Raw genomic sequence first — 23,981 nt, forward strand, 5'->3', positions numbered from 1 at the left:
GATACAGCCGGTAGCGCGGCCGGCCTCAGCCTTCCGCCGGCGGCTCGCAGAAGCGCAGCGAATTGCCGAAGGGATCGCCGACGGTGAGCATGCGGCCCCAGGGCAGCGTCTCCAGCCCCGGCCGGGCATGGCGATACTGGCGGGCGGTCAGCTCGGCGTGGAAGGCCTCGATGCCGGCCATGCGGATGAAGACCGTGGCGCCCGGGCAGGCATCGCCGTGATGCTCGGTCAGGTGCAGCAGCAGGGCGCCGCGGCGGATCTGGACATAGAGCGGCAGGTCGGGGGCGAAGCGGTGTTCCCAGTCGAGGCTGAAGCCCAGGAAGTCCAGGTAGAATTCCCGCGCCTTGGCCTCGTCGAAGCTGCGCAGGACCGGGATGGTGGCCAGGAAGGCCGGATCGGTGCTCATGGCCCGCATTCTGGCCCGGCCGCCGGCGCGGGAAAGCGCTTTCTGCCGCGGCCCGCGGTGAAAGCAGGCCGGTTCTGCGCTTTGCACCCGCCGGGTGGCCTTGGCGCGGCGGTCAAGCCTCTCTAGGCTGCGCCACCGCCGAAGTTCCCGGAGAAGTCTGAGCCATGCCTGCCCTTGCTGGTCGCCTGAAGGATATCGCCGTTTCCGCATCCGTCGTCATGGGCACCCGCGCCCGTGAGCTGGCGGCCGAGGGCAAGAAGGTGATCAGCCTCGCCGCTGGCGAGCCGGACTTCGCCACCCCCGCCCATGCCATCGAGGCGGCGCACCAGGCGGCGCTGGCTGGCGACACCAAGTACCCGCCGACCGATGGCACCAAGGCGCTGAAGCAGGCGATCCAGAAGAAGTTCAAGCGCGACAACAACCTCGACTACGCGCTGGACGAGATCCTGGTCGCCAATGGCGGCAAGCAGATCATCATGGACGCGCTGCTGGCCACCTGCGACGCCGGCGACGAGGTGCTGATCCCCGCCCCCTACTGGGTCAGCTACGCCGACATGGCGAAGCTCGCCACCGCCACGCCGACCTTCGTCAACTGCCCGCAGAACAACGGCTTCAAGCTGCGGCCGGAGGATCTGGAAGCGGCGATCACGCCGAAGACCAAGTGGCTGCTGCTGAACTTCCCGTCCAACCCGACCGGCGCCAGCTGCTCGCGTGCCGAGATGCGCGCCATCGCCGACGTCATGCTGAAGCATCCCGACGTCTGGATCCTGACCGACGACATGTACGAGCACCTCGTCTATGACGGTGGCTTCTGCACCATCGCCGAGATCGAGCCGGCGCTGAAGGACCGGGTGCTGACCGTCAACGGCGCGTCCAAGTCCTATGCCATGACCGGCTGGCGCGTCGGCTTCGCCGGCGGCCCGAAGCCGCTGATCAAGGCGATGGCGAACATGCAGGGCCAGCTGACCAGCGGCATCAGCACGATCAGCCAGGCGGCGACCGTCGCCGCCCTGGAAGGCCCGCAGGACCTGCTGGCCGAGCGCGCCGCCATCTACCGCGAGCGCCGCGACCTGGTGGTCGAGATGCTGGCCGAGGCGCCGGGTCTGTCCTGCCACAAGCCGGAAGGCGCCTTCTACGTCTATCCGAACATCGCCGGCTGCATCGGCAAGACCAGCCCGGGCGGCCGCAAGATCGAGACCGACACCGACTTCGCCCTCGCGCTCCTGGAGGAGAAGCTGGTCGCCACCGTGCAGGGCACGGCCTATGGCATGAGCCCCTATATCCGCATCTCCTACGCGACGGACACCGAGAGCCTGCGCGAGGCCTGCACGCGGATCCAGGAGTTCTGCCGGGCGCTTTCGTGAACAAGCCGATCGGCACGGCGCGGCCGGCGGCGGAAATCCGCGCCGGCCGGGACGAGGATGCGGCGGATTACATCCGCCTCATCGGCGACGCCTGGGGCGAATATCCGAACTGCATCCTGGACGTCGATGGTGAGGTGCCGGAGCTGCGCGCGCTGGCCAGCCATTTCGAGGCCTCGGGCGGCGCGGTCTGGGTGGCGGAGCGGGGCGGCCGGGTGACCGGCATGGTCGCGACCCGGCCGCTCGGCTCGGACGATGCCTGGGAGATCTGCAAGATGTATGTCGAGCAGGCGGAGCGGGGCAGCGGCCTCGCCCATGTCCTGCTGGGCGGCGCCGAGAACTATGCCCAGGCGCAGGGCGCGCAGCGCATCGTGCTGTGGACCGACACCCGCTTCGACGCGGCGCACCGCTTCTACGAGAAGCGCGGCTATGTCCGGGCCGGGTCGATCCGCATCCTCGACGACCTCTCGCATTCGCTGGAATTCCGCTACGCCAAGCCGGCGCATGGGCTGGTGATCGAGGCGCTGGACGCCGCCGCCGCCGCCAGCGCCGAGCGCAACCTGGCCGATATCCTGGCGGCCTGCGTCGCCGATGGCGCCAGCGTCGCCTACCAGGCGCCGCTCTCGCCGGAGACGGCGCGCAGCTTCTGGCGCAAGACCTCGGGCGATGTCGCCATGGGCAACCGGCTGCTGCTGGTCGCCTGGCTGGACGGGCGGATGGCGGGGACGGCGCAGCTGAACCTGGCCATGGCCGAGAACCAGACGCACCGCGCCGTGGTCGACATGCTGCTGGTGCATCCGGAGTATCGCCGCCGTGGCGTCGGCCGCGCGCTGATGCGGCGGGCGGAGCAGGCGGCGCGCGGCATCGGCCGGTCGCTGCTGACGCTCGACACCCGCGCCGGCGACGAGGCCGAGCGGCTGTACCGCAGCCTGGGCTGGGTCGAGGCCGGGCGCATCCCCGCCTTCGCCCGCAATGCCGACGGCACCTTCGGCGACCAGCTTTTCTTCTACAGGTCGCTGTGACGTCTCCTGCCTTCTGCCGGATGATGGCGGCCTACAACAGCGCGATGAACCGGCGCTTCTACGCCGCCGCCGCGGGGCTTTCCGAGGCGCAGCGGCGGGAGGAGCGCGGCGCCTTCTTCGGCTCGCTGCAGGGGACGCTGTGCCACCTGGCCTGGGCCGACACGATCTGGCTGCACCGCTTCACCGGCAGCCCGCCGCCGCCGGTCGGCATCGCGCAGAGCGCCTCGATGATCGGGGATTTCGCGGCGCTGCGCCGCGAGCGCGAACGGCTGGACGGGGTGATCGAGGGCTGGGCCGCCGGGCTGACGCCGGCGATGCTGGAGGGCGACCTCGTCTATTACAGCGGCGCCCTGGGGCGGGAGATCCGCCGGCCGATGGCGCTGCTGGCGGCGCATCTGTTCAACCACCAGACGCATCACCGCGGCCAGGCGCATGCGCTGCTGACCGGCTTCGGCGCGGCCACCGGCGACACCGACCTGCCGGCGATTGTGCCGCAGGGCCTGGAACCCTAGGCCGGTCCAGGCGGTTCCTTCGGCGACACCGCAGAAGGAGAGACCCATGCCTGCCATCAAGGAAGCGAAGATCCTGATCCTGGCCACCGACGGTTTCGAGGAATCGGAGCTGATGGTGCCGCTGGAGAAGCTGCGCGCGCAGGGTGCGGCGGTGCATGTCGCCGCCCCGGCCAAGACCCGCGCCCCCGGCCAGATCACCGCCTGGGACGGGATGAAGGAGCCGGAGGACTGGGGGCGGTCGGTACCCGTCGACCGTCCGCTGGCCGAGGTGAAGGCCGATGACTACGACGCCATCGTGCTGCCGGGCGGCGTGCTGAACCCCGACCACCTGCGGGTGGATGCCCAGGCCATCGCGCTGGTGCAGGACTTCGCCGCCAAGGGCAAGGTGGTCGCCTCGATCTGCCACGGTCCCTGGATCCTGGTCGAGGCCGGGCTGGCCAAGGGGCGCAAGATGACGTCCTTCAGCTCGATCAAGACCGATGTGCAGAATGCCGGCGCCACCTGGCTGGACCAGGCGGTGGTGACCGACAAGGGCATTGTCACCAGCCGCTCGCCGGACGATCTGGATGCCTTCGTGGCGAAGATCGTGGAAGAGGTGCAGGAGGGCAGCCACGGCGCCCGCCGCGCCGCTTAACGATCAGAAAAAAGAAGGGGTTCCAGGGGAATTCATTCCCCTGGCCTCGCTTACTTTTCGAAGAACCCCATCGCCGCCTCCAGCACCTCGCCGGGCGCTTCCTCCGCCAGATAGTGCCCCGAACGGATGGCGTGCCCGGCCACCCTGCCCGAGGTGTAGCGCTGCCAGAGCTCCACCGGCGCATACCACTGGCCGATCTTGCCTTTCGCCCCCCAGAGCACCAGCATCGGACAGGCCACCTTCTCGCCGGCCGCGCGGCTGGCGCGGTCATGCTCGAGGTCGATGCTGATGGCGGCGCGGTAGTCCTCGCAGATGCTGACGACGGTGCCGGGCTGGCGCAGGGCGGCGAGATAGTCGGCGCGGGCCTCGGGATGGAAGAAGCTGCGGTCCTTGGGCTCGCGGCTGGTGTGCAGGTCGAACCAGTCCTCCACGTCGCGCAGGATCAGCCGTTCCGGCAGGTCATGCGGCTGGGCCAGCCAGAACCAGTGGTAGTAGCCCAGCGCGAAGGCCATGTCGGTGCGCTCGAAATGCTCGATGGTGGGCACGATGTCGAGCACCGCCAGGCGCTGCACGGCTTCCGGCGCGTCGAGCGCCAGGCGGTGCGCGACCCGTGCGCCGCGGTCATGCGCCAGCACCTGGAAGCGCTCATGCCCGAGGTCCTGCATCAGCTGCAGCAGCTGCCGCGCCATCGCCCGCTTCGAATGCGCCGCATGGTCGGCAGAAGGCAGCGGCGACTGGGAAAAGCCGTAGCCGCGCAGATCGGGGCAGATGACGGTGAAGCGCTCGGCAAGCGCCGGCGCCACCTTGTGCCACATCGCATGGGTCTGCGGATTGCCGTGCAGCAGCAGCAGGGGCGGGCCCTTGCCGCCGCGGCGCAGGCGGACGGTCTCGCCCGCCACCTGCCGTTCCTCGAGGGTGAAGCCGGGGAAGAACATGGCCGTCTCCTTGATGGGCATCAGACCTCGGCGGCGGCCGTCAGAATTCCAGGCCCAGAACGGTCCAGACGCCGAGCAGGATGCCGAGCGCCGAGAGCAGCATCGACAGGCCGGGCCAGATGGCCTTGGGGCCGCGCGCCGCGAGCAGCACGTTGAAGGCCAGCGACAGGCCGAAGCCGAGCAGCACCGTCAGCAGCGGCCGCTGGTAGGCGCCCCAGAGCAGCAGGCCGATCCAGAGATAGAAGGCCAGGCGCGACAGCAGCCGCCAGGCCAAATCGGCGGCCTCCGAAGCCGGGCGCAGCTCGGGGACATTGGCGCGCGTGTTGATGAAGGCGCCCCCCGACAGCAGCATCAGAGCAGGAAGGAAGGTGTCCATGGCTGCGGCGGTAGCCCGCGGCCGGCGGCTTGCCAAGACCGAAAGCGCAACGGTGCCGGGCGGCCGGCCGGCGTCAGCCGTCGCTGCAGCAGGGCTCGCTGGGGCCGGCGCAACGGCCGCCGCGCAGCAGCAGCGGGCAATAGGGGCATTCCTGGCGGTCGGGCAGGCGGTAGAGCAGGCAGCAGGTCTTGCGCCAGCGCTGCGGCCCGGCGGGGCCGTCCACCGTCTGCATCGGGTCGTGCAGCGGATTGGCGCTGCCATCGGGCAGGTGGGTGGCCTCGACCATGACCTGGCCGGCAAAGGCCGCCTCCGGGTCGATGCCGGGCGTGGTGGCGGCCTCGCGCACGATCCAGGCGAAATAGCCCGCCGCATTGGCCCAGAGCACCTTGGCCGAGACCCTGCCCTCGGCGGCCCAGTGGGCGATCAGCGGCGCCAGGTGGTCGCGCAGCAGCGGCGCGAAGCGGTCGAAGGGCTCGCGCGGCGCCGCGCAGCGCTCGCCGGCATGCGGCAGCGCCACCGCCGAGGGCAGGCCATCGGGCTTCAGCAGCACGGCCCCCTGGTCGGCGGCCAGTGGCAGGCGGCGATGCGCCAGCATCAGCGTCAGCACCACCGGCGGGATCAGGGTGTAGAAATAGTAGCGGCTCCAGAGCGAGAGCATGGCACGGCGGTCCGGCGCGGCGCTGTCGCCGCCCTTCGGCGATGCCATGCCGCCGACCAGCCGGTCCACGGCGCCGCGCGCCAGCAGGCTGGCAAGCGGGATGCCGTCCTGGCCCGGCGCGCCGAGCGGGACCAGGCCGGTGCCGCCGCGGGCGAGCTCGCCGGTCAGGAAGGGGAAGGGGGTCACGCCGCGGCCTGCCGGGACGGCGGGACGGTGCGGCAGGCGGGCACAGGGAGGGCCAGGCAGCGTGTCACGGCCCCGAGCTAGCTCAGATGATAATGCCTCGCAATAGCGAAAATACCGCGGCGGGGCCGGGCGTGCCGCGGCCGGCCGCCGGGCTAGAGGATGACCTTCCGCTTGGCCCGGCGCAGCAGCCAGCCCTGCAGGCCCGGGGCGCGGTCGATGGCATCGGTCAGGGCCTTGAGCGCCGCTTCCGCCCGCCCCCGGGCCAGCACCGCCTCCACGGCCTGGCCGCGGGCGACCATCCGCTCCTCCTCCAGCGTGGCGAGGCGGCGGGCGAGGACGGCGCCGCCCTCTCCCTGCTTCTGCAGCAGTTCCTGCAGCAGGGCGCGGGCTTCCTCCGCCTCGCGGCGCAGCCGGTCGAGTTCGCCTGCATGGGCCGCCGGCGCCTCGGCGGGGCGCTGCGCTGCGCGCTGGCCACGGGACTTCGGCATGCTCCTGGAACGGCCACGACCCATGCGAATGCTCTCCCCCTGCGGCATCGGGCGGGCCTAGCGGGTGGGGGAGGGGGTGGAAAGGCGAAGGTGCCTCAAAGGGTCGAGAGGCGCGGGCAGTAGCCGGCGAGTGGCCGGCCGCGGCATTTTCCTCCTGCGCATGACGGCATGAAAGCCGCCATGCGCAGGGTTGTCGCCGGTTACCGGCTGGCGGGCGCCGCCGGCGCTGCCGGGGCCGCCGTGGCGACCGGCACCTGGGAGGCCGACAGCGTCGGCGGCAGCAGGGCAGGGGCGGCGGGGGAGCCCGGCTGCAGCGGCACCATCGTGATGTTCACCGGCGTGTCGTACTTGTTGTCGGCGCCGGACATGCTGTCGATCGCCCAGCCGATGCCGCCGCCCAGCAGGATGTTGCCGACGGTGGCGCCGGCGACCCCGGACTTGTTGAAATGCGAGGCCTGCTGATAGCCGTTCATGACGCAGAGAATGGTGATGTCGTGCTTGCTCTTCTGAACGAGCACCGAACCCGGGGTGGCGGCGATGGTGCCGATGTTGATGTTTTCCCGGTAGAGGCCGCAGGTGGCACCGGCCGGATTGGTATTCACCATGATGTTCTGCGACGTGCCATCCACGATGGACGAGCAGCCAGCCAAGGTCACCATCAGTCCCAGTGCAGCAAGAACGCGCATCGCCATCTCCATGACGATGCCGCAATGATGACATCGTCACTATTCCGTAAATAGTGCGCGTCATGCAAATTTCTGCCGTGGCCCTGCCGGTGTGGCCGCTGTGCCACTCCTGCGATGGGCAGCCATTTGGCCAAAAAAAAGGCCGCCAGCCCGAGGGCAGCGGCCAAGTCATACAGGGAGGCTTCACGTCTGGGAGACGAAGGATCCAAAGACCCTTTCCGACCTAGTCGCCGGATGCCCCTTATTTAGTCCTCCCTTGGCCATGCGCCCAGGCGCAAAAAGGCCAGTCACCCATGCGAATGACGCATGGTTAAGATTCGCGGTCAGCTGGAATGCTGCAGGGCCGCCAGTTCCGAGACCAGGAAGTCGCGGAACACGCCGACGCGCTTTGAATGCCGCATCTCCTCCGGATAGACGAAATAGGCGTCGATCCGCGGGGATTTCAGGTCGGCCAGCACCGGCACCAGGTCGCGCAGGTCGTCGCCCATGTAGTCGGGCAGGGCGGCGATGCCGAGGCCGGAGCGCACCGCATGCAGCATGGCCGGCAGCGAATTCACCTCGACCGCGGCGCGGCGCGGGCTGCCGGGGCGGCGGCCAGCTTCCAGCAGCCAGTTGATGCTCTCCACCGGCGGGCGGTAGTCGCCATAGACGATCAGCCGGTGCGCATCGAGATCCTCGGCGCGCTGCGGGATGCCGGCGCCCTTCAGGTATTCGGCCGAGCCGACGATGCGCCAGCCGAAGGTCGCCACATGCCGCTGGATCAGGTCCGGCTGCTTCGGCGGATGCATGCGGATGGCGACATCGGCCTCGCGCATGGCGAGATCGAGGTCGGCATCGTCGAGCAGCAGGGTGACGGTGACGTCGCCATGCAGCCCCATGAACTTGCGCAGCCGCGGCGCCAGCCAGGTGGTGCCGAAGCCGGTGGTGGTGGTCACCTTCAGGCGCCCCGCGGCACGCTCGCGGCTCTCCGTCAGCAGCGCTTCGGTCATGGCCAGCTTGGCGAAGACCTCCCGCACCGTGCGGTTCAGCGTCTCCCCCTGCTCGGTCAGGATCAGGCCGCGCGCATGGCGGTGGAACAGCGGAACCTGCAGCGCCTCCTCCAGCGCCTGGATCTGGCGCGAGACGGCGGACTGGCTGAGGTTCAGGGATTCGCCGGCATGCGTGAAGCTGCCGGCCTCGGCGACCGCGTGGAAGACGCGGAGCTTGTCCCAGTCGAGCGGCATGGCGTCAGGCTGCCTGTTCTTGGGTGTCGGCCTCGTGGAGCGCCAGGAATTTCTCGGCCTCCAGCGCGGCCATGCAGCCGGTGCCGGCCGCGGTCACCGCCTGGCGGTAGATGCGGTCCTGGACATCGCCGGCGGCATAGACGCCCTCCAGGCTGGTCCGCGTCGAATCGGGTGCCGTCACCAGGTAGCCCTCCGCATCCATCTCCAACTGCCCCTTGAACAGGCTGGTGGCCGGGGCGTGGCCGATGGCGACGAACACCCCGTCCACCGCCAGCTCCCGCGCCTCGCCGCTCTGACGGTCGCGCAGCGCCAGCGCCCGCGCAACCGGTGTCCGGCCGCTGCTGTCCGCCAGCACCGATTCGGTGAGAGTATTCCACAGGATCGTGACATTCGGCTTGGCGAACAGCCGCTGCTGCAGGATCCGCTCGGCGCGCAGGCTGTCGCGGCGGTGGATCAGCGTCACCTGGGCGGCGAGGTTCGACAGGTAGAGCGCCTCCTCCACCGCCGAATTGCCGCCGCCGATCACCGCGACATGCTTGCCGCGATAGAAGAAGCCGTCGCAGGTGGCGCAGGCCGAGACGCCGAAGCCCGAGAGCTCCTTCTCGCCCGGGATGCCCAGCCACTTGGCCTGGGCGCCGGTGGCGATGACCACGGCCTCGGCCTCGTAGCGGTCGCCCGAATCGCCGAGCGCGACGAAGGGGCGCTTCGACAGGTCGATGCTGGTGATCAGGTCGTAATGCAGCTTGGCGCCGACATGCTCGGCCTGCTCGCGCATCTGCTCCATCAGCCAGGGGCCCTGCACCGGCTGGGCGAAGCCGGGATAGTTCTCGACCTCGGTGGTGATGGTCAGCTGGCCGCCCGGCTGCATGCCGGCGACGATCATCGGTGACAGGCCGGCACGCGCGGCATAGATCGCCGCGGTGTACCCGGCAGGGCCGGCACCGAGGATCAACAGGCGGGTGCGGTGCAGTTCGGGCAAGGGCTTGGTCCTGAAAACGCTCTGGTCGGGCAGGATATCGGAAAGATCGGCTTTTCCCGCAAGGCGATGCCTTGAACAGAGTGGCTCGTGCAAGGATATTGCGCCTAGAACGCCGCGCGAGCAACGAAACGGTTCCGATGAAGCCCGAAACGACCGATAACCTGGATGCGGTGGACCGGCAGATCCTGGCGGAGCTGCAGGAAGACGGCAGGATGACGAATGTGGAGCTGGCCCGCCGGGTCGAGCTCTCCGCCCCGCCCTGCCTGCGCCGTGTCCGCCGGCTGGAAGAATCCGGGATCATCCGCGGCTACCATGCCGATATCGACCCGGTGGCGCTGGGCTGGGAAATCACCTTCTTCGCGCTGGTCGGCCTGGAATCCCAGAAGCACGCCATCCTCTCCGCCTTCGAGCAGGACGTGATGTCCTGGCCGGAAGTGCGCGAATGCCACATGATCCGCGGCGGCGGCGACTTCCTGCTGCGCCTAGTGGCGCGCGACACCGCCCATGAGAACGCCCTGACCAACCGCCTGACCGCGGCGCCGAATGTCGGCCGGGTCAGCACGCTGCAGACCATCCACACCGCCAAGGACGTTCCCGGGGTGCCGCTGGAAGGCGTGAAGCCAGGGCAGGGGTAGCTGAAGACAGGGGCAGGCCAGGGGAATGAATTCCCCTGGATTTTTCTGTCTGTTGGCCGTTTAGCGCCCAGCCGCATCACCAAAGGCGATATGCGGGCAGCGCGGCGGGACGCCGTCTCATAAAATGGCGCAGCCTCGCAGGTCGCGCTTCGGCTGGGCCGTTTCACGCACTGTCACCACGTGGACACGGCAGTCACCGCAGAAAGAAGAAGGGGGTCCAGGGGGAATTCATTTCCCCTGGCCTTAACCTTGTCTTCTCTTCAGCCCCGCCTGACCACGTAATCCCCGGCTTCCATCGCCGCGATGATGGCGTTGCCCTGGGCGGCGTCGCGCACCTCGATCATCAGCTCCAGCTCGGTCGACTGCACGGTCGGCGCGCCGAACAGCTGCTGGTGCTTCACCTCGATGACATTGCCGCCGGCATCGGAGATCCGCTTCGAGATATCCGCCAGCACGCCCGGCCGGTCGGGGATGTCGAAGGTCAGGCGCAGGATGCGGCCGTCGCGCAGCAGCTGGCGCAGCAGCACGTTGGACAGCGCGCGGGCATCGATATTGCCGCCGCAGACCGGCGTGCCGACGCGCCGGCCAGCGAAGCGGGCCGGGTGGGTCAGCAGCGCGGCGACGCCGGCGGCGCCGGCGCCCTCGGCCACCACCTTGGCGCCCTCGGCCAGCAGGGCGACCGCCTGCTCGACGGCGCGCTCGGGCACCACCAGCACCTCGATGCCGAGCTGCTTCAGCAGGGCATAGGGGCGCTCGCCGACGTCGCGCACCGCGATGCCCTCGGCGATGGTCGGGCCGCCGACGGCGACCGGCTGGCCGGCCAGGCGCTGCGCCATGGCGGGATAGCCCTCGACCTCGACGCCATAGACCTTGAGGCCCGGATTCAGCTCCAGCGCCGCGGCGGCGCAGCCGGCCAGCAGCCCGCCGCCGCCGACCGGGAAGACCAGCGTGTCGAGGCCGGGCACGTCCTCCAGCATCTCGATCGCCATGGTGCCCTGGCCCGCCATCACCCCGGGATCGTCATAGGGGTGGATGAAGGTCAGCCCGTCGCGGAGCGCCAGGGCATGGGCATGGGCGGCGGCCTCGGCCAGGGTCTCGCCGTGCAGCACCACCTCGGCGCCCCAGCTCTCGGTGCGGACGACCTTGGTGGCGGGGGTGAAGCGCGGCATGACGATGGTGGCGCGGATGCCCAGCAGCTGGGCATGGCGGGCCACCGCCTGGGCATGGTTGCCGGCCGACATGGCGATGACGCCGGTCGCCTTCTCGCGCGGCGTCAGCAGCGCGAGGCGGTTGGCCGCGCCGCGCTCCTTGAAGGCGCCGGTGGCCTGCAGGTTGTCGAGCTTCAGCCAGGCCTCGCAGCCGGTCGCGCGGCCGATGACCGGCGCCGGCACCGTCGGCGTGCGCAGCACCGCGCCCTTGATGCGGGCGGCGGCGTCGCGGATGTCGGCAAGACGGATGGTCGGCGGCGGCGGCAGCTCGGCTGCCAGACCGGCGACGGGCGACGACACGCCGCCCAGACCACGGCTGGTCATCTTAGTGGAAGCGGACCTTGGCGATCTCATAGGCGCGGGCGCCGCCGGGCGCCGGCACCTCGACCGAATCGCCGACCTTCTTGCCGAGCAGCGCCTTGGCCAGCGGCGAGGAGATCGAGACCGAGCCCTGCTTCGTGTCCGCCTCATGGGCGCCGACGATGCGGTAGGTCTTCTCCTCCTCGGACTCCTCGTCGATGATCGTGACATAGGCGCCGAAGCGGACCTGGTCGCCGGCCAGCTTGGAGATGTCCATCACCTCGACCGAGGGGACGACCGATTCGAGCTCGGCGATGCGGCCTTCGATAAAGGACTGGCGCTCGCGGGCGGCGTGGTACTCGGCGTTCTCGGACAGGTCACCATGTTCGCGCGCCTCGGCAATCGCCCGGATGACGGCGGGGCGTTCTTCCGACTTCAAATGCCGCAGCTCGTCCTCCAGCTTGGCGAGGCCCTCGGCGGTCATCGGGAACTTCTGCACGGCAGTCCCTTCCTTCATACGCGGCAAAGCCGCCGGACGATGCGCCCGGCGGCATGGCGGCGCCGGGAATCCGGCACCGGATGGAAAACCAGAATCGGGCGAGGCCCGCTGGAAAGAGCGGCCCCCGGCCCGCCAGGCCAAAGATTAGGCCCGGCTCTCGACCGAGGGGAAGAAGAGCAGCGGGCGGGACAAGGTTTCCCCGTCCCGCCCCGCCCTTCTCTCAGAACGAAGGGGGAAAATAGGCCTGGAGCGGCGCCACATCAAGGGTTCCGGCCTTCAGCGCCGCGATCGCATGCACCGCCGCCCGGGCGCCGGCCATGGTCGTGTAGTGCGGAATGCCGTGAGTCAGTGCGCCGCGGCGGATGTCGAAGCTGTCGGCGACGGCCTGGCCGGTGCCGGTGGTGTTGATCACCATCTGGATCTCGCCGTTGCGGATGGCATCCACGCAGTGCGGCCGGCCTTCCATCACCTTGTTCACCACCGAGACGGCAAGACCCGCCTCGCGCAGCGCCGCCGCGGTGCCGCGGGTGGCCAGCACCTGGAAGCCCATGTCGATCAGCCGGCGGGTGAAGGAAATGGCGGCCTTCTTGTCGCCCTCCTTGACCGAGACGAAGACCGTGCCGCTCTCCGGCAGCTTGACGCCGGCGCCGAGCTGCGACTTGGCGAAGGCGCGCTCGAAGGAGGCGTCGAGGCCCATCACCTCGCCGGTCGACTTCATCTCCGGGCCGAGGATGACGTCGACATTGGGGAAGCGGTTGAAGGGGAAGACCGCTTCCTTGACCGCGACGTGGCGGCTGATCGCCTCGTCATCCAGCTTGAACTCGGAGAGCTTCGCGCCGGCCATGACGCGCGCGCCGATCTTGGCCACCGGCACGCCGGTCGCCTTGGCGACGAAGGGCACCGTGCGCGAGGCGCGCGGGTTCACTTCGAGGACAAAGATCTCGCCGTCCTTGACGGCGTACTGGACGTTCATCAGGCCGCGCACCTTCAGTGCCTTGGCCATCGCCTCGGTCTCGGCCTTCAGCTCGGTGATGACCGAGGGCGGCAGCGAATAGGGCGGCAGCGAGCAGGCGCTGTCGCCGGAATGGATGCCGGCTTCCTCGATATGCTCCATGACGCCGGCGACATAGACCTCACCCGCCTCGTCGCAGATGCAGTCGACATCGACCTCGATCGCGTCCTGCAGATACTGGTCGATCAGGATCGGGTTCTCGCCGGAGACCTTCACCGCCTCCTGGCCGAAGCGCAGCAGCTGCTCCTTGTTGTAGGCGATCTCCATGGCGCGGCCGCCGAGCACGTAGGAGGGGCGGACGACGACCGGGTAGCCGATGCGCTCGGCCTCGACCACCGCCTCGTCCAGGGTGCGGACGATGCCGTTCTGCGGCTGCTTCAGGCCGAGGCCCTTCAGCAGCTGCTGGAAGCGCTCGCGGTCCTCGGCGATGTCGATCGCCTCGGCGCTGGTGCCGAGGATCGGAATGCCGGCCTTGTGCAGCGCCTGGCTCAGCTTCAGCGGGGTCTGGCCGCCATACTGCACGATGCAGCCCAGGATCTCGCCCTTCTCCTGCTCCTTGCGGATCAGGCTGACGACATCCTCGGCGGTCAGCGGCTCGAAATACAGGCGGTCGGAGGTGTCGTAGTCGGTCGACACGGTCTCCGGGTTGCAGTTGACCATGATGGTCTCGAAGCCCGCCTCGTTCAGCGCGTAGCAGGCATGGACGCAGCAATAGTCGAACTCGATGCCCTGGCCGATGCGGTTCGGCCCGCCACCCAGGATGACGATTTTTTTCGAGTCTGTCGGACGCGACTCACATTCCGGCGTGCCGAAGCCACCTTCATAGGTCGAGTACATGTAGGGCGTGTCGGAGGAGAACTCGGCGGCGCAGGTGTCGATGCGCTTGTAGACCGGCAGCACGCCGAGGCTCAGGCGCTGCGCCATCACCGCGCCCTCGCTCTGCCCGGTCAGCGCGGCCAGGCGCTTGTCGGCGAAGCCCATCGCCTTCAGGCGGCGGAAGCCGGTGGCATCCTTCGGCAGGCCCTCGGCGCGCACGGCTTCCTCGGCCTGCACGATCTTCTCGATCTCGCGCAGGAACCAGGGCTCGAAGCGGCAGGCCTCGTGGATCTCCTCCACCGTCAGCCCGGCGCGGAAGGCCTGCGCCACGTTCAGCACGCGGTCCGGCTTCGGCGTGGCCAGCGAGGCGATATGCGCCTCCTTCGAGCCATCGCCCGGCGGCGGCAGGTCGTCCAGGCCCGACAGACCCGTCTCCAGGCTGCGCAGGCCCTTCTGCAGCGCCTCGTTGAAGGAGCGGCCAATCGCCATGGCCTCGCCCACCGACTTCATCGAGGTGGTCAGCGTCGCCGGCGTGCCCGGGAACTTCTCGAAGGTGAAGCGGGGAATCTTCACCACGACATAGTCGATGGTCGGCTCGAAGGCGGCCGGCGTGACCATGGTGATGTCGTTCTTCAGCTCGTCCAGCGTGTAGCCGACGGCGAGCTTGGCGGCGATCTTGGCGATCGGGAAGCCGGTCGCCTTCGAGGCGAGCGCCGAGCTCCGCGAGACGCGCGGGTTCATCTCGATGACGACCATGCGGCCATCGACCGGGTTGATGCCGAACTGCACATTGGAGCCGCCGGTATCGACGCCGATCTCGCGCAGGCAGGCGATGCTGGCATCGCGCATGCGCTGATACTCTTTGTCGGTCAGCGTCAGCGCCGGCGCCACGGTCACCGAGTCACCGGTGTGCACGCCCATCGGGTCCAGGTTCTCGATCGAGCAGACGATGATGCAGTTGTCCGCGGTGTCGCGGACCACCTCCATCTCGAATTCCTTCCAGCCCAGCACCGACTCCTCGATCAGCACTTCGCTGGTCATCGAGGCGCTGAGCCCGGCGGTGACGATCTGCTCGAACTCCTCGCGGTTATAGGCGATGCCGCCGCCGGTGCCGCCGAGCGTGAAGGAGGGGCGGATGACGCAGGGCAGCTTGACCTGCTCGAGGCCGGCGCGGGCTTCCTCCATCGTGTGGGCGATGTGGCTGCGCGGGCTCTCGATGCCGATCTTGGTCATCGCGTCGCGGAACTTCAGCCGGTCCTCGGCCTTGTCGATGACCTCGGCCTTGGCGCCGATCAGCTCGCAGCCATACTTCTCAAGGACACCGGCCTCGGCCAGCTTCAGGGAAGTGTTCAGCGCGGTCTGGCCGCCCATGGTCGGCAGCAGCGCGTCCGGCCGCTCCTTGGCGATGATCTTTTCCACCATCTCGACCGTGATCGGCTCGATGTAGGTGGCGTCGGCCAGGCCCGGGTCGGTCATGATGGTGGCCGGGTTCGAGTTCACCAGGATCACCCGGTAACCTTCCGCCCGCAGCGCCTTGCAGGCCTGGGCGCCGGAATAGTCGAACTCGCAGGCCTGGCCGATGACGATCGGGCCGGCGCCGATGATCAGGATGGATTTGATGTCGGTGCGCTTCGGCATGTCGGGTCGCTCATTCGGTTGGGCGGGCCGGGGTGTGAAGCCGGCCGGCGGGCCGCGAAGGAAATCAGGTCGGGAAGGCGGAACCAGGGAAACCAGGGCTAGAAAGTCATCGCTTGCTCTGCAGGGCGAGGCTGACGGCCAGCCCGCCCAGCACGCCGCCCATGATCCAGCGCTGCAGCGCCGCCCAGCGCGGGCGGCCGGAGAAGAAGCGGGCGACCCCGCCGGCGCCGACCACCAGGGCGGCATCGGCGAGGGTGGCGACGGTGATCTGCACCAGCCCCAGCGTGACCCCCTGCCAGAACAGCGAGCCCAGCGCCGGGTCCATGAAGGGCGGCATGACGGCGACGTAGAAGATCGCCACCTTGGGGTTCAGCAGGGCGGTGGCCATGCCGACGGCGAAGAGCCTGCCGTCGCGTTCCGGCGGCAGGGGACGCGGCGCGAAGAGCGGCTGGCCGCCCGGCCGCAGGCTCTGCCAGGCGAGCCAGCCGAGATAGGCTGCCCCGCCCAGCCGCAGCACGTCATAGGCGTAGGGAATGGCCAGCAGCGCCGCGGTGACGCCCGCCGCCGCACCCAGCATGATCACCAGGCTGCCGGCCTGGCAGCCGGCCAGCGAGACCAGCCCGGCCCGCGGCCCCTGCGCCACCGAGCGCGACACCAGGTAGAGCATGTTCGGCCCCGGCGTGATCGCCAGGCCGAGCGCCAGGACCGAGAAGGTCAGCAGGGTGGCGGCGGACAGCATCGCGACGCCTCAGCCGTGCACCGACAGGCCGCCATCCACCGGGATGGCGGTGCCGGTGATGAAGACGCTGGCGTCGCTGGCCAGGAAGGCGGCGATGCCGGCGAAATCGGTGGGCTGGCCCCAGCGCTTCTGCGGCGTGCGCGCCAGGACATGGGCGTTCAACTGCGGCATATCAGGAGCTCTTGCGGTTTGCGGGTGGCCAGACCTGGTTGACCATGTGGAGCAGCAGAAGGCAGGGCAGCTGAGACAAGGCCGTTAAACCAATCAAAAAGGCCGATGCTTTATCATTGTTGAGCGGGACTGAGCCCATGCGATAGGTCGCTACCGCTGAAAGCGTGAGGGCAACAGAAAGTGCCATCCCAGTCGGCAAAAGCCTACGCAGACCCACGAAAAGCAGCCCCAGGCAAACTCCGTAAGGCACACCCAGAAACATGATGGCCGTCAGAATCATCAAACTGAGCCACAAAAAGGCCGCAGCAAGTTCGTCAGCGGGGATGCCGCTGATCAGAAAGGCAATGAACATCAGTGAGCCCAGGACGTAGGGTAGGCAGGCGTCGAGACGTGCAGGCCACCCAGTGCGGAGCTTGGGCGGCATCGGCGTCCGATCAACTGTGTCCCTGATGTCCTGCATGGCCGCGCGGTCAGCCGTGCACCGACAGGCCGCCATCCACCGGGATGGCGGTGCCGGTGATGAAGGCGCTGGCGTCGCTGGCCAGGAAGGCGGCGATGCCGGCGAAATCGGCGGGCTGGCCCCAGCGCTTCTGCGGGGTGCGGGCCAGCACGCTGTCGTTCAGCTGTGGCATGTCACGCTTGGCGCCCGCCGTCAGCTCGGTCTCGATCCAGCCGGGCAGCAGGGCATTCGCCGTGATGCCATCCTGGCCCCAGGCGACCGCCAGGCTGCGCACATACTGCACGATGCCGCCCTTGCTGGCGCCATAGGCCGGCGACAGCGGCAGGCCGAAGATCGACATCATCGAGCCGATGCAGATCACCCGCCCATGCCCGCTGGCCTTCAGCGCCGGATAGGCGGCCCGCGTCAGCCGCATCACGCTGGTCAGGTTGGTGTCGAGGACGGTCGCCCAATCCTCGTCCGTCACCTCCTGCGGCAGGCGGCGGAGATTGGTCCCGGCATTGTTGACCAGGATGTCGAGCTGCCCGCCGGTCCGTTCGAGAATCTCGGCCAGGGCGCGGGCAGGGGCCTCGGGTGGCGTCAGGTCGGCGATGACGGAAAAGGAGTCGCCGCCCAGCTCCGCCACCGCGGCCGCATTCTTGGCCGCGTTGCGGCCGACCACGGCGATGCGCGCGCCGGCCGCGGCCAGGCCGCGCGCCATGCCGAGGCCGATGCCGCCATTGCCGCCGGTGACGAGCGCGACGCGCCCGGTCAGGTCGAACATCCCAGCCATCCGTGTCTCTCCCTTCGCCTGGCGGCTGCTGGAGGATCAGGCCGCCTTGTGCTTCTCGATCATCTCGACAAAGCGGTGGAAGAGATAGTGGCTGTCGGAGGGGCCCGGGCTGGCTTCCGGGTGGTACTGCACCGAGAAGGCCGGGCGGTCGGTGGCCGCGATCCCCTCGTTCGAGCCGTCGAACAGCGAGACATGGGTGACGGTCACATTCGCCGGCAGCGACTTCTCGTCGACGGCGAAGCCGTGGTTCTGGCTGGTGATCTCGACCCGGCCGGTGGTCAGGTCCTTCACCGGCTGGTTGGCGCCACGATGGCCGCGCTCCAGCTTGAAGGTCTTGCCGCCGAGCGCGAGGGCCAGCAGCTGGTGGCCCAGGCAGATGCCGAAGACCGGCTTGCCGGCGTCCAGCACACCCTGGATGGCGGGAACGGCATAGACACCCGTCGCCGCCGGGTCGCCGGGGCCGTTCGACAGGAAGACGCCATCCGGGTTCTGCGCCAGGATCTGCTCGGCGGTGGCCTCGGCCGGCAGCACCGTCACCTCGCAGCCGGCATCCGCCAGGCAGCGCAGGATGTTGCGCTTGGCGCCGTAGTCGACGGCAACGACCTTGTGCTTCTTCGCCGGCGCCAGGTCATAGCCCTGGCCCCAGGACCACAGCCCCTCGCTCCAGCCATAGGACTGGCGGCAGGTCACTTCCTTGGCCAGGTCCATGCCCTCGAGCCCCGGCCAGCCGGCGGCCTGCGCCTTCAGGGCGGGGATGTCGAAGCGGCCATCGGCGGGGAAGCACAGCACGCCGTTCGGCGCGCCGCCGTCGCGGATGCGCGCGGTCAGCGCGCGGGTGTCGACGCCGGCGATGCCGGGGATGCCGAAGCTCTTCAGCCAGGCGTCGAGATGCTTGGTGGCGCGGTAATTGGCCGGCTCGGTCACGTCCAGCTTCACCACCAGGCCGCGCGCGGCCGGGGTGATGCTCTCCAGGTCTTCCTGGTTGGCGCCGACATTGCCGATATGCGGGAAGGTGAAGGTGATGATCTGCCCGGCATAGGACGGATCGGTCAGGGTCTCCTGGTACCCCGTCATGCCGGTGTTGAAGCAGATCTCGCCGGTGCCCTTCTCGCTGCCCGGGGTGGTGTGCGCGCCGAAGCCGCGGCCCCAGAAGACGCGGCCATCGGCCAGCACCAGGGCGGCGGTGGCGCCGGCGGGCGGCTGCTCGGCGTCGGTGGGGGTGGCGGCGGGGGCCATGCGCGTCTCCGGGCTGGGGTCGGGCTGCGGGGTGGAGGGGGTGGGGCTGAGCGCCGCCAGCGACAGGCCGGTGGCGGCGATGATCGCCGGCCAGTGCTTGGCGGGAATGGCGCGCGCCTGGCGCCATTTGCGCACCGCCTCGGTGCCGACGCCGCAGCGCTCGGCCACTGCCTCGGGGCCGCCCATCAGGGCGATGATGTCTTCCACGGACCGCATGCCCGCCTTATGTGGGAAAAAATTTCCGGACGCCACCGGATTTCGCCAAGCCGGTGGGAAATTTCTTCCCAGGCTGCCAACTCGCGCCGGCGGCCGGGCCGCGATATATGTCCGCGCAAGAGACATGGAGATCCCCACATGAGCCTGCGCCAGCGCTTCACCGAGGAAATGAAGGCCTCCATGATCGCCAAGGATGCCCCGCGCACCTCGGCCATCCGCATGATCATCGCCAAGCTCAAGGACACCGACATCGCCGCCCGCCCGGCCGTCGAGCAGGTGCCGGAGGAGCAGATCATCGCCATGCTCCGCTCCATGGTGAAAAGCCGCCGCGAGAGCGTCGAGATGTACACCCAGGGCGGCCGCCAGGAGCTGGCCGACAAGGAAAGCGCCGAGATCGCCGTGATCGAGAGCTTCCTGCCGCAGCAGATGGACGACGCCGCCATGCAGGAAGCCGTCGCCGCCGCGGTCGCCGAGAGCGGCGCGACCTCGATCAAGGACATGGGCAAGGTCATGGCGGTGCTGAAGGGCAAATATGCCGCCACCCTCGACATGGCCAAGGCAGGGCCGATGGTGAAGGCGGCGCTCAACTAACGGCTTATGAGAGGGGCTCTGCCCCTCTCAAACTCTCCCCGCCAGGAACCTGAGGTTCCTGGACCTCCCACGGAGAAAACACGGCTTGTCGCTGCCGCCGAACTTCCTCGACGAGCTCAGGCTGCGAACGCCCCTCGCGCCTCTCATCGGCCGTGCCACCAAGCTGACCCGCGCCGGCCGCCAGTGGCGCGGCTGCTGCCCCTTCCACGGGGAGAAGTCGCCGTCCTTCTACGTCTATGACGACCACTACCACTGCTTCGGCTGCGGCGCGCATGGCGACGCCATCGCCTTCGTCATGCAGAACCAGGGCGCCAGCTTCCCCGAGGCGGTGGAGCGCCTGGCCGCCGAGGCCGGGCTCGAAGTGCCCAAGGCCACCCCGCAGCAGGCCCGGCGCGAAGCCAAGCAGCGCGACCTGCACGGCGTCCTGGACGCCGCCGCCGAGGCCTTCCAGCGCCGCCTGCGCCTGCCCGAAGGCCGCCCGGCGCTCGACTACCTGCTGCGCCGCGGCCTGACCGAGGAAACCATCAAGAAATTCGGCCTGGGCTGGTCGGGCGGCGGCCGCGGCGTGCTGGCGGCCGACCTGAAGCCGCTCGGCATCGAGCCGCGCCAGCTGATCGAGGCCGGGCTGATGCGCGAGAACGAGGGCGACGCGCCGCCCACCGACCTCTACTTCAACCGCGTGATGTTCCCGATCCGCGACCGCCGCGGCCGCATCATCTCCTTCGGCGGCCGCATCCTCGGCGACGGCCAGCCGAAATACGTCAACGGCCCGGAGACCGAGCTCTTCTCCAAGCGCCGCAACCTCTATGGCGTCGAGCTCGCCCGCGACGCTGCCTTCCGCGGCGCCCCCGTGCTGGTGGTCGAAGGCTACATGGACGTCATCGCGCTGCACCAGGCGGGCTTCGGCGGTGCCGTGGCGCCGCTCGGCACCGCGCTGACCGAGGACCAGCTGGCCGAGCTCTGGCGCCTGGCGCCGCAGCCCCTCCTCTGCTTCGACGGTGATACCGCCGGCGCCAAGGCGGCCGCCCGCGCCGCCGAGCTGGCCCTGCCGCTGCTGGCGCCCGAGCGCAGCCTGTCCTTCGTCAGCCTGCCCGCCGGCGAGGACCCCGACACCCTGGTCAAGCGCGGCGGCCCGCCGGCCTTCCGCGCCGTGCTCGACGCCGCCAAGCCGCTTTCCGACGTGCTCTACGGCATGGTCGCCCGGAAATTCCCCGGCACCACCCCGGAGGCCCGCGCCGCGCTGCGCCACGAGCTGGAAGCCTCGGCCGCCCGCATCCCGGACAAGCTGCTGGCCGGCGAATACCGCCGCGCGCTGCTCGACCAGTTCTTCGCCGCCAACCGCCGGCCGGCCCCCGCCTTCGCCCCGCGCGGCGAATGGAAGGGCAGGGGCGGCAAGGCCGCGCCACGCCCGGGCATCCCCGGCTTCACCCCGCCGCGTGATCCGGTCGACCTGTCGCAGGTCCGTCAGGAGCAGGCGCGCTGCCTGCTGGCCATCACGCTCGCCCATCCCTGGCTGCTGCCCGAGGTGGAGGAGGCCTTCGCCGCCCTCGAGCTGCCCGACGGTCTGCCCGCCCGGCTGCAGCAGGCGCTGCTCGCATGGCACCATGCCGGCCACCTGCCGCATGGCCATCAGGGCGACCAGGGCGCCGGCCCGCTTGACGCCGCGGAGCTCGCGCGCCACCTGGAGGAGGTCGAAGCCGAGGGCCTGGCCTGGCTGCGGCAATCCGCGCGGCTGCTGCCGGCGGCGGCGGCGCCGGAGGCCCTGCCGAAGCTGGTCGCCGACAGCTGGTGGTATTTCTTCGGCCGCTTCCGTGGCGAGGCCGCCCTCCAGGCCGAGCGCCAGGCGGCGCTGCAGGACCTGGCCACCACCGGCAATCCGGCAGCGCAGACCCGGCTGATCCGGCTGAACGAGCTGATCGCCGCGCAGCGCCGCGGCGAGTTCGAGGATGCCGGCGGCGAGGACGCCCTCTGACCGCGGCGCCGGGCCGGCCGCGTTGCCGGTCGGGGAGGGTCTGGGACCGATATCGCCGGCCTGTGGCGGGGATGGTCTCCTCGCCGGGCTTGGCGGTTGGGAAAGGGCTTTGCTCTAGAGGCAGCGGGAAGGCGCGCGGCGCAGGGCTTTCGGGCTTTCGCCCCGCCGCTCTTGTCTTGGCGGGGGGCGGGGCGTTATGGCCGCTCTCTGTCATGTCGGCCCCCTGCATTGCTTACGGTGGGCGGGGCCGCTAGGACCAGGATGGCATAACCGGCAAAAACCGGTCCCGGCGAGCACTTGCCGGGCGGCGTCAGACGGAGCGGATCGGCATGGCGAGCAAGGTCGCGAACGGCACCGACACTGTCGAGAACCGCGATGAGGCGGTGGAAGGGGCGCTGCTCGATACCCAGTCCGCGGCGTTCAAGAAGCTGATCGCCCGCGGCAAGGAACGCGGCTACGTCACCTATGATGAACTGAACCAGGCGCTCCCCACCGAGCAGCTGTCCTCCGAGACGATCGAGGACAACATGGCCATGCTCAACGACCTCGGCATCAACGTGGTCGAGGCCGAGGAGAACGAGGAGGCCGAGGGCAAGGCGACCCCGGCCAAGGCCGAGGGCTCCGAGGAAGAGGAAGAGGAAGAGAGTTCCGGCAATGTGGACGAGGAGAGCCTCGGCCGCACCGATGACCCCGTCCGCATGTACCTGCGCGAGATGGGCAGCGTCGAGCTGCTCTCGCGCGAGGGCGAGATCGCCATCGCCAAGCGCATCGAGGCCGGGCGCGACATGATGATCGGCGGGCTCTGCGAGAGCCCGCTGACCTTCCAGGCCATCCTCACCTGGCATGACGCGGTCAAGGAAGGCCGCATGCTGCTGCGCGACGTCATCGACCTGGAGGCGACGGCCGCGGCCGACAGCCCCGACGTGCCGCCGCCGAGCGAGGCCGAGGAATTCGAGGAGGGCGAGGAGGGCGAGGGCGTCGGCCTGTCGCTGTCCGCCCTCGAGGAGAAGCTCAAGCCCGAGGCGCTGGTCGCCTTCGAGGCGATCGAGGATCTCTATGGCAAGCTGCAGAAGCTGCAGGCCAAGCGCATGGAGGCCTATGCGGCGGGCGAGGAATTCGCCGTCCGCACCGAGAAGACCTATGAGAAGCACCGCCTCGAGCTGGTCGCGCTGGTCGAGAAGGTGCAGCTGCACAACAACCGCATCGAGGAGCTGGTCGACCAGCTGAAGGGCCTGAACCGGCGCATCACCGGCTTCGAGGGCCAGGTGCTGCGGCTCGCCGAGGCCAGCCGCGTCAAGCGCGAGGACTTCCTGCAGCACTGGCGCGGGGCGGAGATCGACCCGGCCTGGTTCGACCGGATCTCCGGGCTCACCGCCAAGTCCTGGAAGAACTTCATCGAGCGCTCGCGCGACGATGTCGAGCAGATCCGCACCCAGCTGGCCAACACCGCCGCGCTGACCGGCCTGCCGGTCGACGAGTTCAAGCGGGTCTATTCCACGGTCAGCCGCGGCGAGCGCGACATGACCCAGGCGAAGAAGGAGATGATCGAGGCCAACCTGCGCCTCGTGATCTCCATCGCCAAGAAATACACCAACCGGGGCCTGCAGTTCCTGGACCTGATCCAGGAGGGCAATATCGGCCTGATGAAGGCGGTCGATAAGTTCGAATACCGCCGCGGCTACAAGTTCTCGACCTATGCGACGTGGTGGATCCGGCAGGCGATCACCCGCTCGATCGCCGACCAGGCGCGGACCATCCGCATCCCGGTCCACATGATCGAGACCATCAACAAGCTGGTCCGCACCAGCCGCCAGATGCTGCACGAGATCGGCCGCGAGCCGCAGCCGGAGGAACTGGCCGAGAAGCTCGGCATGCCGCTGGAGAAGGTCAGGAAGGTCCTGAAGATCGCCAAGGAGCCGATCTCCCTCGAGACGCCGATCGGCGACGAGGAGGACAGCCATCTCGGCGACTTCATCGAGGACAAGGCGGCGATCATCCCGCTGGATGCCGCCATCCAGTCGAACCTGCGCGAGGCGACGACCCGCGTGCTGGCCAGCCTGACGCCGCGCGAGGAGCGGGTGCTGCGCATGCGCTTCGGCATCGGCATGAACACCGACCACACGCTGGAAGAGGTCGGCCAGCAGTTCAACGTGACGCGCGAGCGCATCCGCCAGATCGAGGCCAAGGCGCTGCGCAAGCTCAAGCACCCCAGCCGCTCGCGCAAGCTGCGCAGCTTCCTGGACAACTGAC

At 69.4% G+C, this 23,981-nt stretch carries 24 protein-coding genes; 8 read left to right on the top strand and 16 right to left on the bottom strand.

The features are described 5' to 3' along the window. Nucleotides 1-25 precede the first annotated feature (25 nt). Nucleotides 26-406: a glyoxalase superfamily protein gene (locus WFI16_RS03415; protein WP_419896386.1), complete on the bottom strand. Its 381-nt coding sequence runs from the start codon at nucleotides 404-406 to the stop codon at nucleotides 26-28. 164 nt (nucleotides 407-570) lie between these two features. On the opposite strand from WFI16_RS03415, the gene WFI16_RS03420 reads away from it, so the two are divergent. From WFI16_RS03420 to WFI16_RS03435, 4 genes are read left to right on the top strand one after another with little or no spacing between them, the layout of a single operon-like run. Continuing rightward, entirely contained in the window at nucleotides 571-1,770 is a 1,200-nt protein-coding gene (locus WFI16_RS03420; RefSeq protein ID WP_419896387.1) for a pyridoxal phosphate-dependent aminotransferase, read from the top strand. Continuing rightward, nucleotides 1,767-2,789, top strand: coding sequence for a GNAT family N-acetyltransferase (locus tag WFI16_RS03425; RefSeq protein WP_419896388.1), 1,023 nt, complete (start codon nucleotides 1,767-1,769; stop codon nucleotides 2,787-2,789). The genes WFI16_RS03420 and WFI16_RS03425 overlap by 4 nt, the downstream gene beginning before the upstream one ends. A 23-nt stretch (nucleotides 2,790-2,812) precedes the next feature. Next, complete coding sequence (locus WFI16_RS03430) at nucleotides 2,813-3,301, top strand: DinB family protein (protein ID WP_419896389.1); 489 nt, start codon at nucleotides 2,813-2,815, stop codon at nucleotides 3,299-3,301. Nucleotides 3,302-3,347: 46 nt separating this feature from the next. After that, nucleotides 3,348-3,935 carry a type 1 glutamine amidotransferase domain-containing protein gene (locus tag WFI16_RS03435; protein WP_419896390.1) on the top strand — a complete coding sequence of 196 codons (588 nt, stop codon included), beginning with the start codon at nucleotides 3,348-3,350 and terminating at the stop codon, nucleotides 3,933-3,935. Nucleotides 3,936-3,985: 50 nt separating this feature from the next. Here the strand turns inward: WFI16_RS03435 and WFI16_RS03440 are convergent, their stop codons facing one another. The 7 genes from WFI16_RS03440 to trxB all read right to left on the bottom strand — a co-directional run bounded on the left by WFI16_RS03440 (nucleotide 3,986) and on the right by trxB (nucleotide 9,466). Continuing rightward, nucleotides 3,986-4,870, bottom strand: coding sequence for an alpha/beta fold hydrolase (locus tag WFI16_RS03440; protein WP_419896391.1), 885 nt, complete (start codon nucleotides 4,868-4,870; stop codon nucleotides 3,986-3,988). A 40-nt stretch (nucleotides 4,871-4,910) separates the two neighbouring features. Continuing rightward, complete coding sequence (locus WFI16_RS03445) at nucleotides 4,911-5,246, bottom strand: multidrug DMT transporter permease (RefSeq protein ID WP_419896392.1); 336 nt, start codon at nucleotides 5,244-5,246, stop codon at nucleotides 4,911-4,913. A gap of 73 nt (nucleotides 5,247-5,319) precedes the next feature. After that, nucleotides 5,320-6,090 (bottom strand): siderophore-iron reductase FhuF, encoded by a 771-nt coding sequence (gene fhuF / locus WFI16_RS03450; protein ID WP_419896393.1) that lies wholly within the window; start codon nucleotides 6,088-6,090, stop codon nucleotides 5,320-5,322. A gap of 152 nt (nucleotides 6,091-6,242) precedes the next feature. Continuing rightward, nucleotides 6,243-6,578, bottom strand: coding sequence for a hypothetical protein (locus tag WFI16_RS03455; RefSeq protein ID WP_419896394.1), 336 nt, complete (start codon nucleotides 6,576-6,578; stop codon nucleotides 6,243-6,245). A 200-nt stretch (nucleotides 6,579-6,778) separates the two neighbouring features. Further along, nucleotides 6,779-7,276: a hypothetical protein gene (locus WFI16_RS03460; protein WP_419896395.1), complete on the bottom strand. Its 498-nt coding sequence runs from the start codon at nucleotides 7,274-7,276 to the stop codon at nucleotides 6,779-6,781. A gap of 311 nt (nucleotides 7,277-7,587) precedes the next feature. Further along, the gene (locus tag WFI16_RS03465) at nucleotides 7,588-8,487 is read right to left on the bottom strand and encodes a LysR family transcriptional regulator (RefSeq protein ID WP_419896396.1); all 900 of its coding nucleotides are present in this window, start codon (nucleotides 8,485-8,487) and stop codon (nucleotides 7,588-7,590) included. A 4-nt stretch (nucleotides 8,488-8,491) separates the two neighbouring features. Then, nucleotides 8,492-9,466 carry a thioredoxin-disulfide reductase gene (trxB, locus tag WFI16_RS03470; RefSeq protein WP_419896397.1) on the bottom strand — a complete coding sequence of 325 codons (975 nt, stop codon included), beginning with the start codon at nucleotides 9,464-9,466 and terminating at the stop codon, nucleotides 8,492-8,494. A gap of 137 nt (nucleotides 9,467-9,603) precedes the next feature. Between trxB and WFI16_RS03475 the strand changes: the two genes are divergently transcribed. Then, entirely contained in the window at nucleotides 9,604-10,101 is a 498-nt protein-coding gene (locus WFI16_RS03475) for an Lrp/AsnC family transcriptional regulator (protein WP_419896398.1), read from the top strand. A gap of 260 nt (nucleotides 10,102-10,361) precedes the next feature. Here WFI16_RS03475 and WFI16_RS03480 read toward each other — a convergent pair whose 3' ends face one another. From WFI16_RS03480 to carA, 8 genes are all read right to left on the bottom strand, one after another. Next, nucleotides 10,362-11,633, bottom strand: coding sequence for a threonine ammonia-lyase (locus WFI16_RS03480; protein ID WP_419896399.1), 1,272 nt, complete (start codon nucleotides 11,631-11,633; stop codon nucleotides 10,362-10,364). 1 nt (nucleotide 11,634) lies between these two features. Next, nucleotides 11,635-12,108: a transcription elongation factor GreA gene (greA, locus tag WFI16_RS03485; protein WP_419896400.1), complete on the bottom strand. Its 474-nt coding sequence runs from the start codon at nucleotides 12,106-12,108 to the stop codon at nucleotides 11,635-11,637. A gap of 220 nt (nucleotides 12,109-12,328) precedes the next feature. Next, complete coding sequence (carB, locus tag WFI16_RS03490; protein WP_419896401.1) at nucleotides 12,329-15,574, bottom strand: carbamoyl-phosphate synthase large subunit; 3,246 nt, start codon at nucleotides 15,572-15,574, stop codon at nucleotides 12,329-12,331. 106 nt (nucleotides 15,575-15,680) lie between these two features. Further along, nucleotides 15,681-16,313: a LysE family translocator gene (locus WFI16_RS03495; RefSeq protein WP_419896402.1), complete on the bottom strand. Its 633-nt coding sequence runs from the start codon at nucleotides 16,311-16,313 to the stop codon at nucleotides 15,681-15,683. Nucleotides 16,314-16,322: 9 nt separating this feature from the next. Next, nucleotides 16,323-16,484 (bottom strand): SDR family oxidoreductase, encoded by a 162-nt coding sequence (locus tag WFI16_RS03500; protein ID WP_419896403.1) that lies wholly within the window; start codon nucleotides 16,482-16,484, stop codon nucleotides 16,323-16,325. 1 nt (nucleotide 16,485) lies between these two features. Next, nucleotides 16,486-16,908 (bottom strand): hypothetical protein, encoded by a 423-nt coding sequence (locus WFI16_RS03505; RefSeq protein ID WP_419896404.1) that lies wholly within the window; start codon nucleotides 16,906-16,908, stop codon nucleotides 16,486-16,488. Between the two features lie 46 nt (nucleotides 16,909-16,954). Next, a complete protein-coding gene (locus tag WFI16_RS03510) occupies nucleotides 16,955-17,707 on the bottom strand; it encodes an SDR family NAD(P)-dependent oxidoreductase (RefSeq protein WP_419896405.1) in 753 nt (250 codons plus the stop codon). A 45-nt stretch (nucleotides 17,708-17,752) separates the two neighbouring features. After that, the gene (gene carA, locus WFI16_RS03515) at nucleotides 17,753-19,168 is read right to left on the bottom strand and encodes a glutamine-hydrolyzing carbamoyl-phosphate synthase small subunit (protein WP_419896406.1); all 1,416 of its coding nucleotides are present in this window, start codon (nucleotides 19,166-19,168) and stop codon (nucleotides 17,753-17,755) included. A gap of 138 nt (nucleotides 19,169-19,306) precedes the next feature. Between carA and WFI16_RS03520 the strand changes: the two genes are divergently transcribed. From WFI16_RS03520 to rpoD, 3 genes are all read left to right on the top strand, one after another. Continuing rightward, entirely contained in the window at nucleotides 19,307-19,759 is a 453-nt protein-coding gene (locus tag WFI16_RS03520; protein WP_419896407.1) for a GatB/YqeY domain-containing protein, read from the top strand. An 85-nt stretch (nucleotides 19,760-19,844) separates the two neighbouring features. Further along, the gene (gene dnaG / locus WFI16_RS03525; RefSeq protein WP_419896408.1) at nucleotides 19,845-21,731 is read left to right on the top strand and encodes a DNA primase; all 1,887 of its coding nucleotides are present in this window, start codon (nucleotides 19,845-19,847) and stop codon (nucleotides 21,729-21,731) included. A gap of 329 nt (nucleotides 21,732-22,060) precedes the next feature. Continuing rightward, nucleotides 22,061-23,980, top strand: coding sequence for an RNA polymerase sigma factor RpoD (rpoD, locus tag WFI16_RS03530; RefSeq protein WP_419896409.1), 1,920 nt, complete (start codon nucleotides 22,061-22,063; stop codon nucleotides 23,978-23,980). The last annotated feature ends 1 nt before the right edge of the window (nucleotide 23,981 follow it).

Origin of the sequence: Roseomonas sp. USHLN139 (assembly GCF_037145735.1) — a bacterium.
Classification (GTDB): Bacteria; Pseudomonadota; Alphaproteobacteria; order Acetobacterales; family Acetobacteraceae; genus Pseudoroseomonas.

Coding starts and splice junctions, on each gene's coding strand:
- carA (WP_419896406.1), bottom strand. CDS start 19,168: ATGCGGTCCGTGGAAGACATCATCGCCCTGATGGGCGGCCCCGAGGCA.
- carB (WP_419896401.1), bottom strand. CDS start 15,574: ATGCCGAAGCGCACCGACATCAAATCCATCCTGATCATCGGCGCCGGC.
- WFI16_RS03500 (WP_419896403.1), bottom strand. CDS start 16,484: ATGCCGCAGTTGAACGCCCATGTCCTGGCGCGCACGCCGCAGAAGCGC.
- WFI16_RS03465 (WP_419896396.1), bottom strand. CDS start 8,487: ATGCCGCTCGACTGGGACAAGCTCCGCGTCTTCCACGCGGTCGCCGAG.
- WFI16_RS03460 (WP_419896395.1), bottom strand. CDS start 7,276: ATGGAGATGGCGATGCGCGTTCTTGCTGCACTGGGACTGATGGTGACC.
- rpoD (WP_419896409.1), top strand. CDS start 22,061: ATGGCGAGCAAGGTCGCGAACGGCACCGACACTGTCGAGAACCGCGAT.
- WFI16_RS03455 (WP_419896394.1), bottom strand. CDS start 6,578: ATGCCGAAGTCCCGTGGCCAGCGCGCAGCGCAGCGCCCCGCCGAGGCG.
- WFI16_RS03475 (WP_419896398.1), top strand. CDS start 9,604: ATGAAGCCCGAAACGACCGATAACCTGGATGCGGTGGACCGGCAGATC.
- WFI16_RS03505 (WP_419896404.1), bottom strand. CDS start 16,908: ATGCCGCCCAAGCTCCGCACTGGGTGGCCTGCACGTCTCGACGCCTGC.
- WFI16_RS03440 (WP_419896391.1), bottom strand. CDS start 4,870: ATGTTCTTCCCCGGCTTCACCCTCGAGGAACGGCAGGTGGCGGGCGAG.
- WFI16_RS03520 (WP_419896407.1), top strand. CDS start 19,307: ATGAGCCTGCGCCAGCGCTTCACCGAGGAAATGAAGGCCTCCATGATC.
- WFI16_RS03430 (WP_419896389.1), top strand. CDS start 2,813: ATGGCGGCCTACAACAGCGCGATGAACCGGCGCTTCTACGCCGCCGCC.
- WFI16_RS03420 (WP_419896387.1), top strand. CDS start 571: ATGCCTGCCCTTGCTGGTCGCCTGAAGGATATCGCCGTTTCCGCATCC.
- WFI16_RS03480 (WP_419896399.1), bottom strand. CDS start 11,633: ATGACCAGCCGTGGTCTGGGCGGCGTGTCGTCGCCCGTCGCCGGTCTG.
- WFI16_RS03445 (WP_419896392.1), bottom strand. CDS start 5,246: ATGGACACCTTCCTTCCTGCTCTGATGCTGCTGTCGGGGGGCGCCTTC.
- WFI16_RS03510 (WP_419896405.1), bottom strand. CDS start 17,707: ATGTTCGACCTGACCGGGCGCGTCGCGCTCGTCACCGGCGGCAATGGC.
- WFI16_RS03435 (WP_419896390.1), top strand. CDS start 3,348: ATGCCTGCCATCAAGGAAGCGAAGATCCTGATCCTGGCCACCGACGGT.
- WFI16_RS03495 (WP_419896402.1), bottom strand. CDS start 16,313: ATGCTGTCCGCCGCCACCCTGCTGACCTTCTCGGTCCTGGCGCTCGGC.
- WFI16_RS03415 (WP_419896386.1), bottom strand. CDS start 406: ATGAGCACCGATCCGGCCTTCCTGGCCACCATCCCGGTCCTGCGCAGC.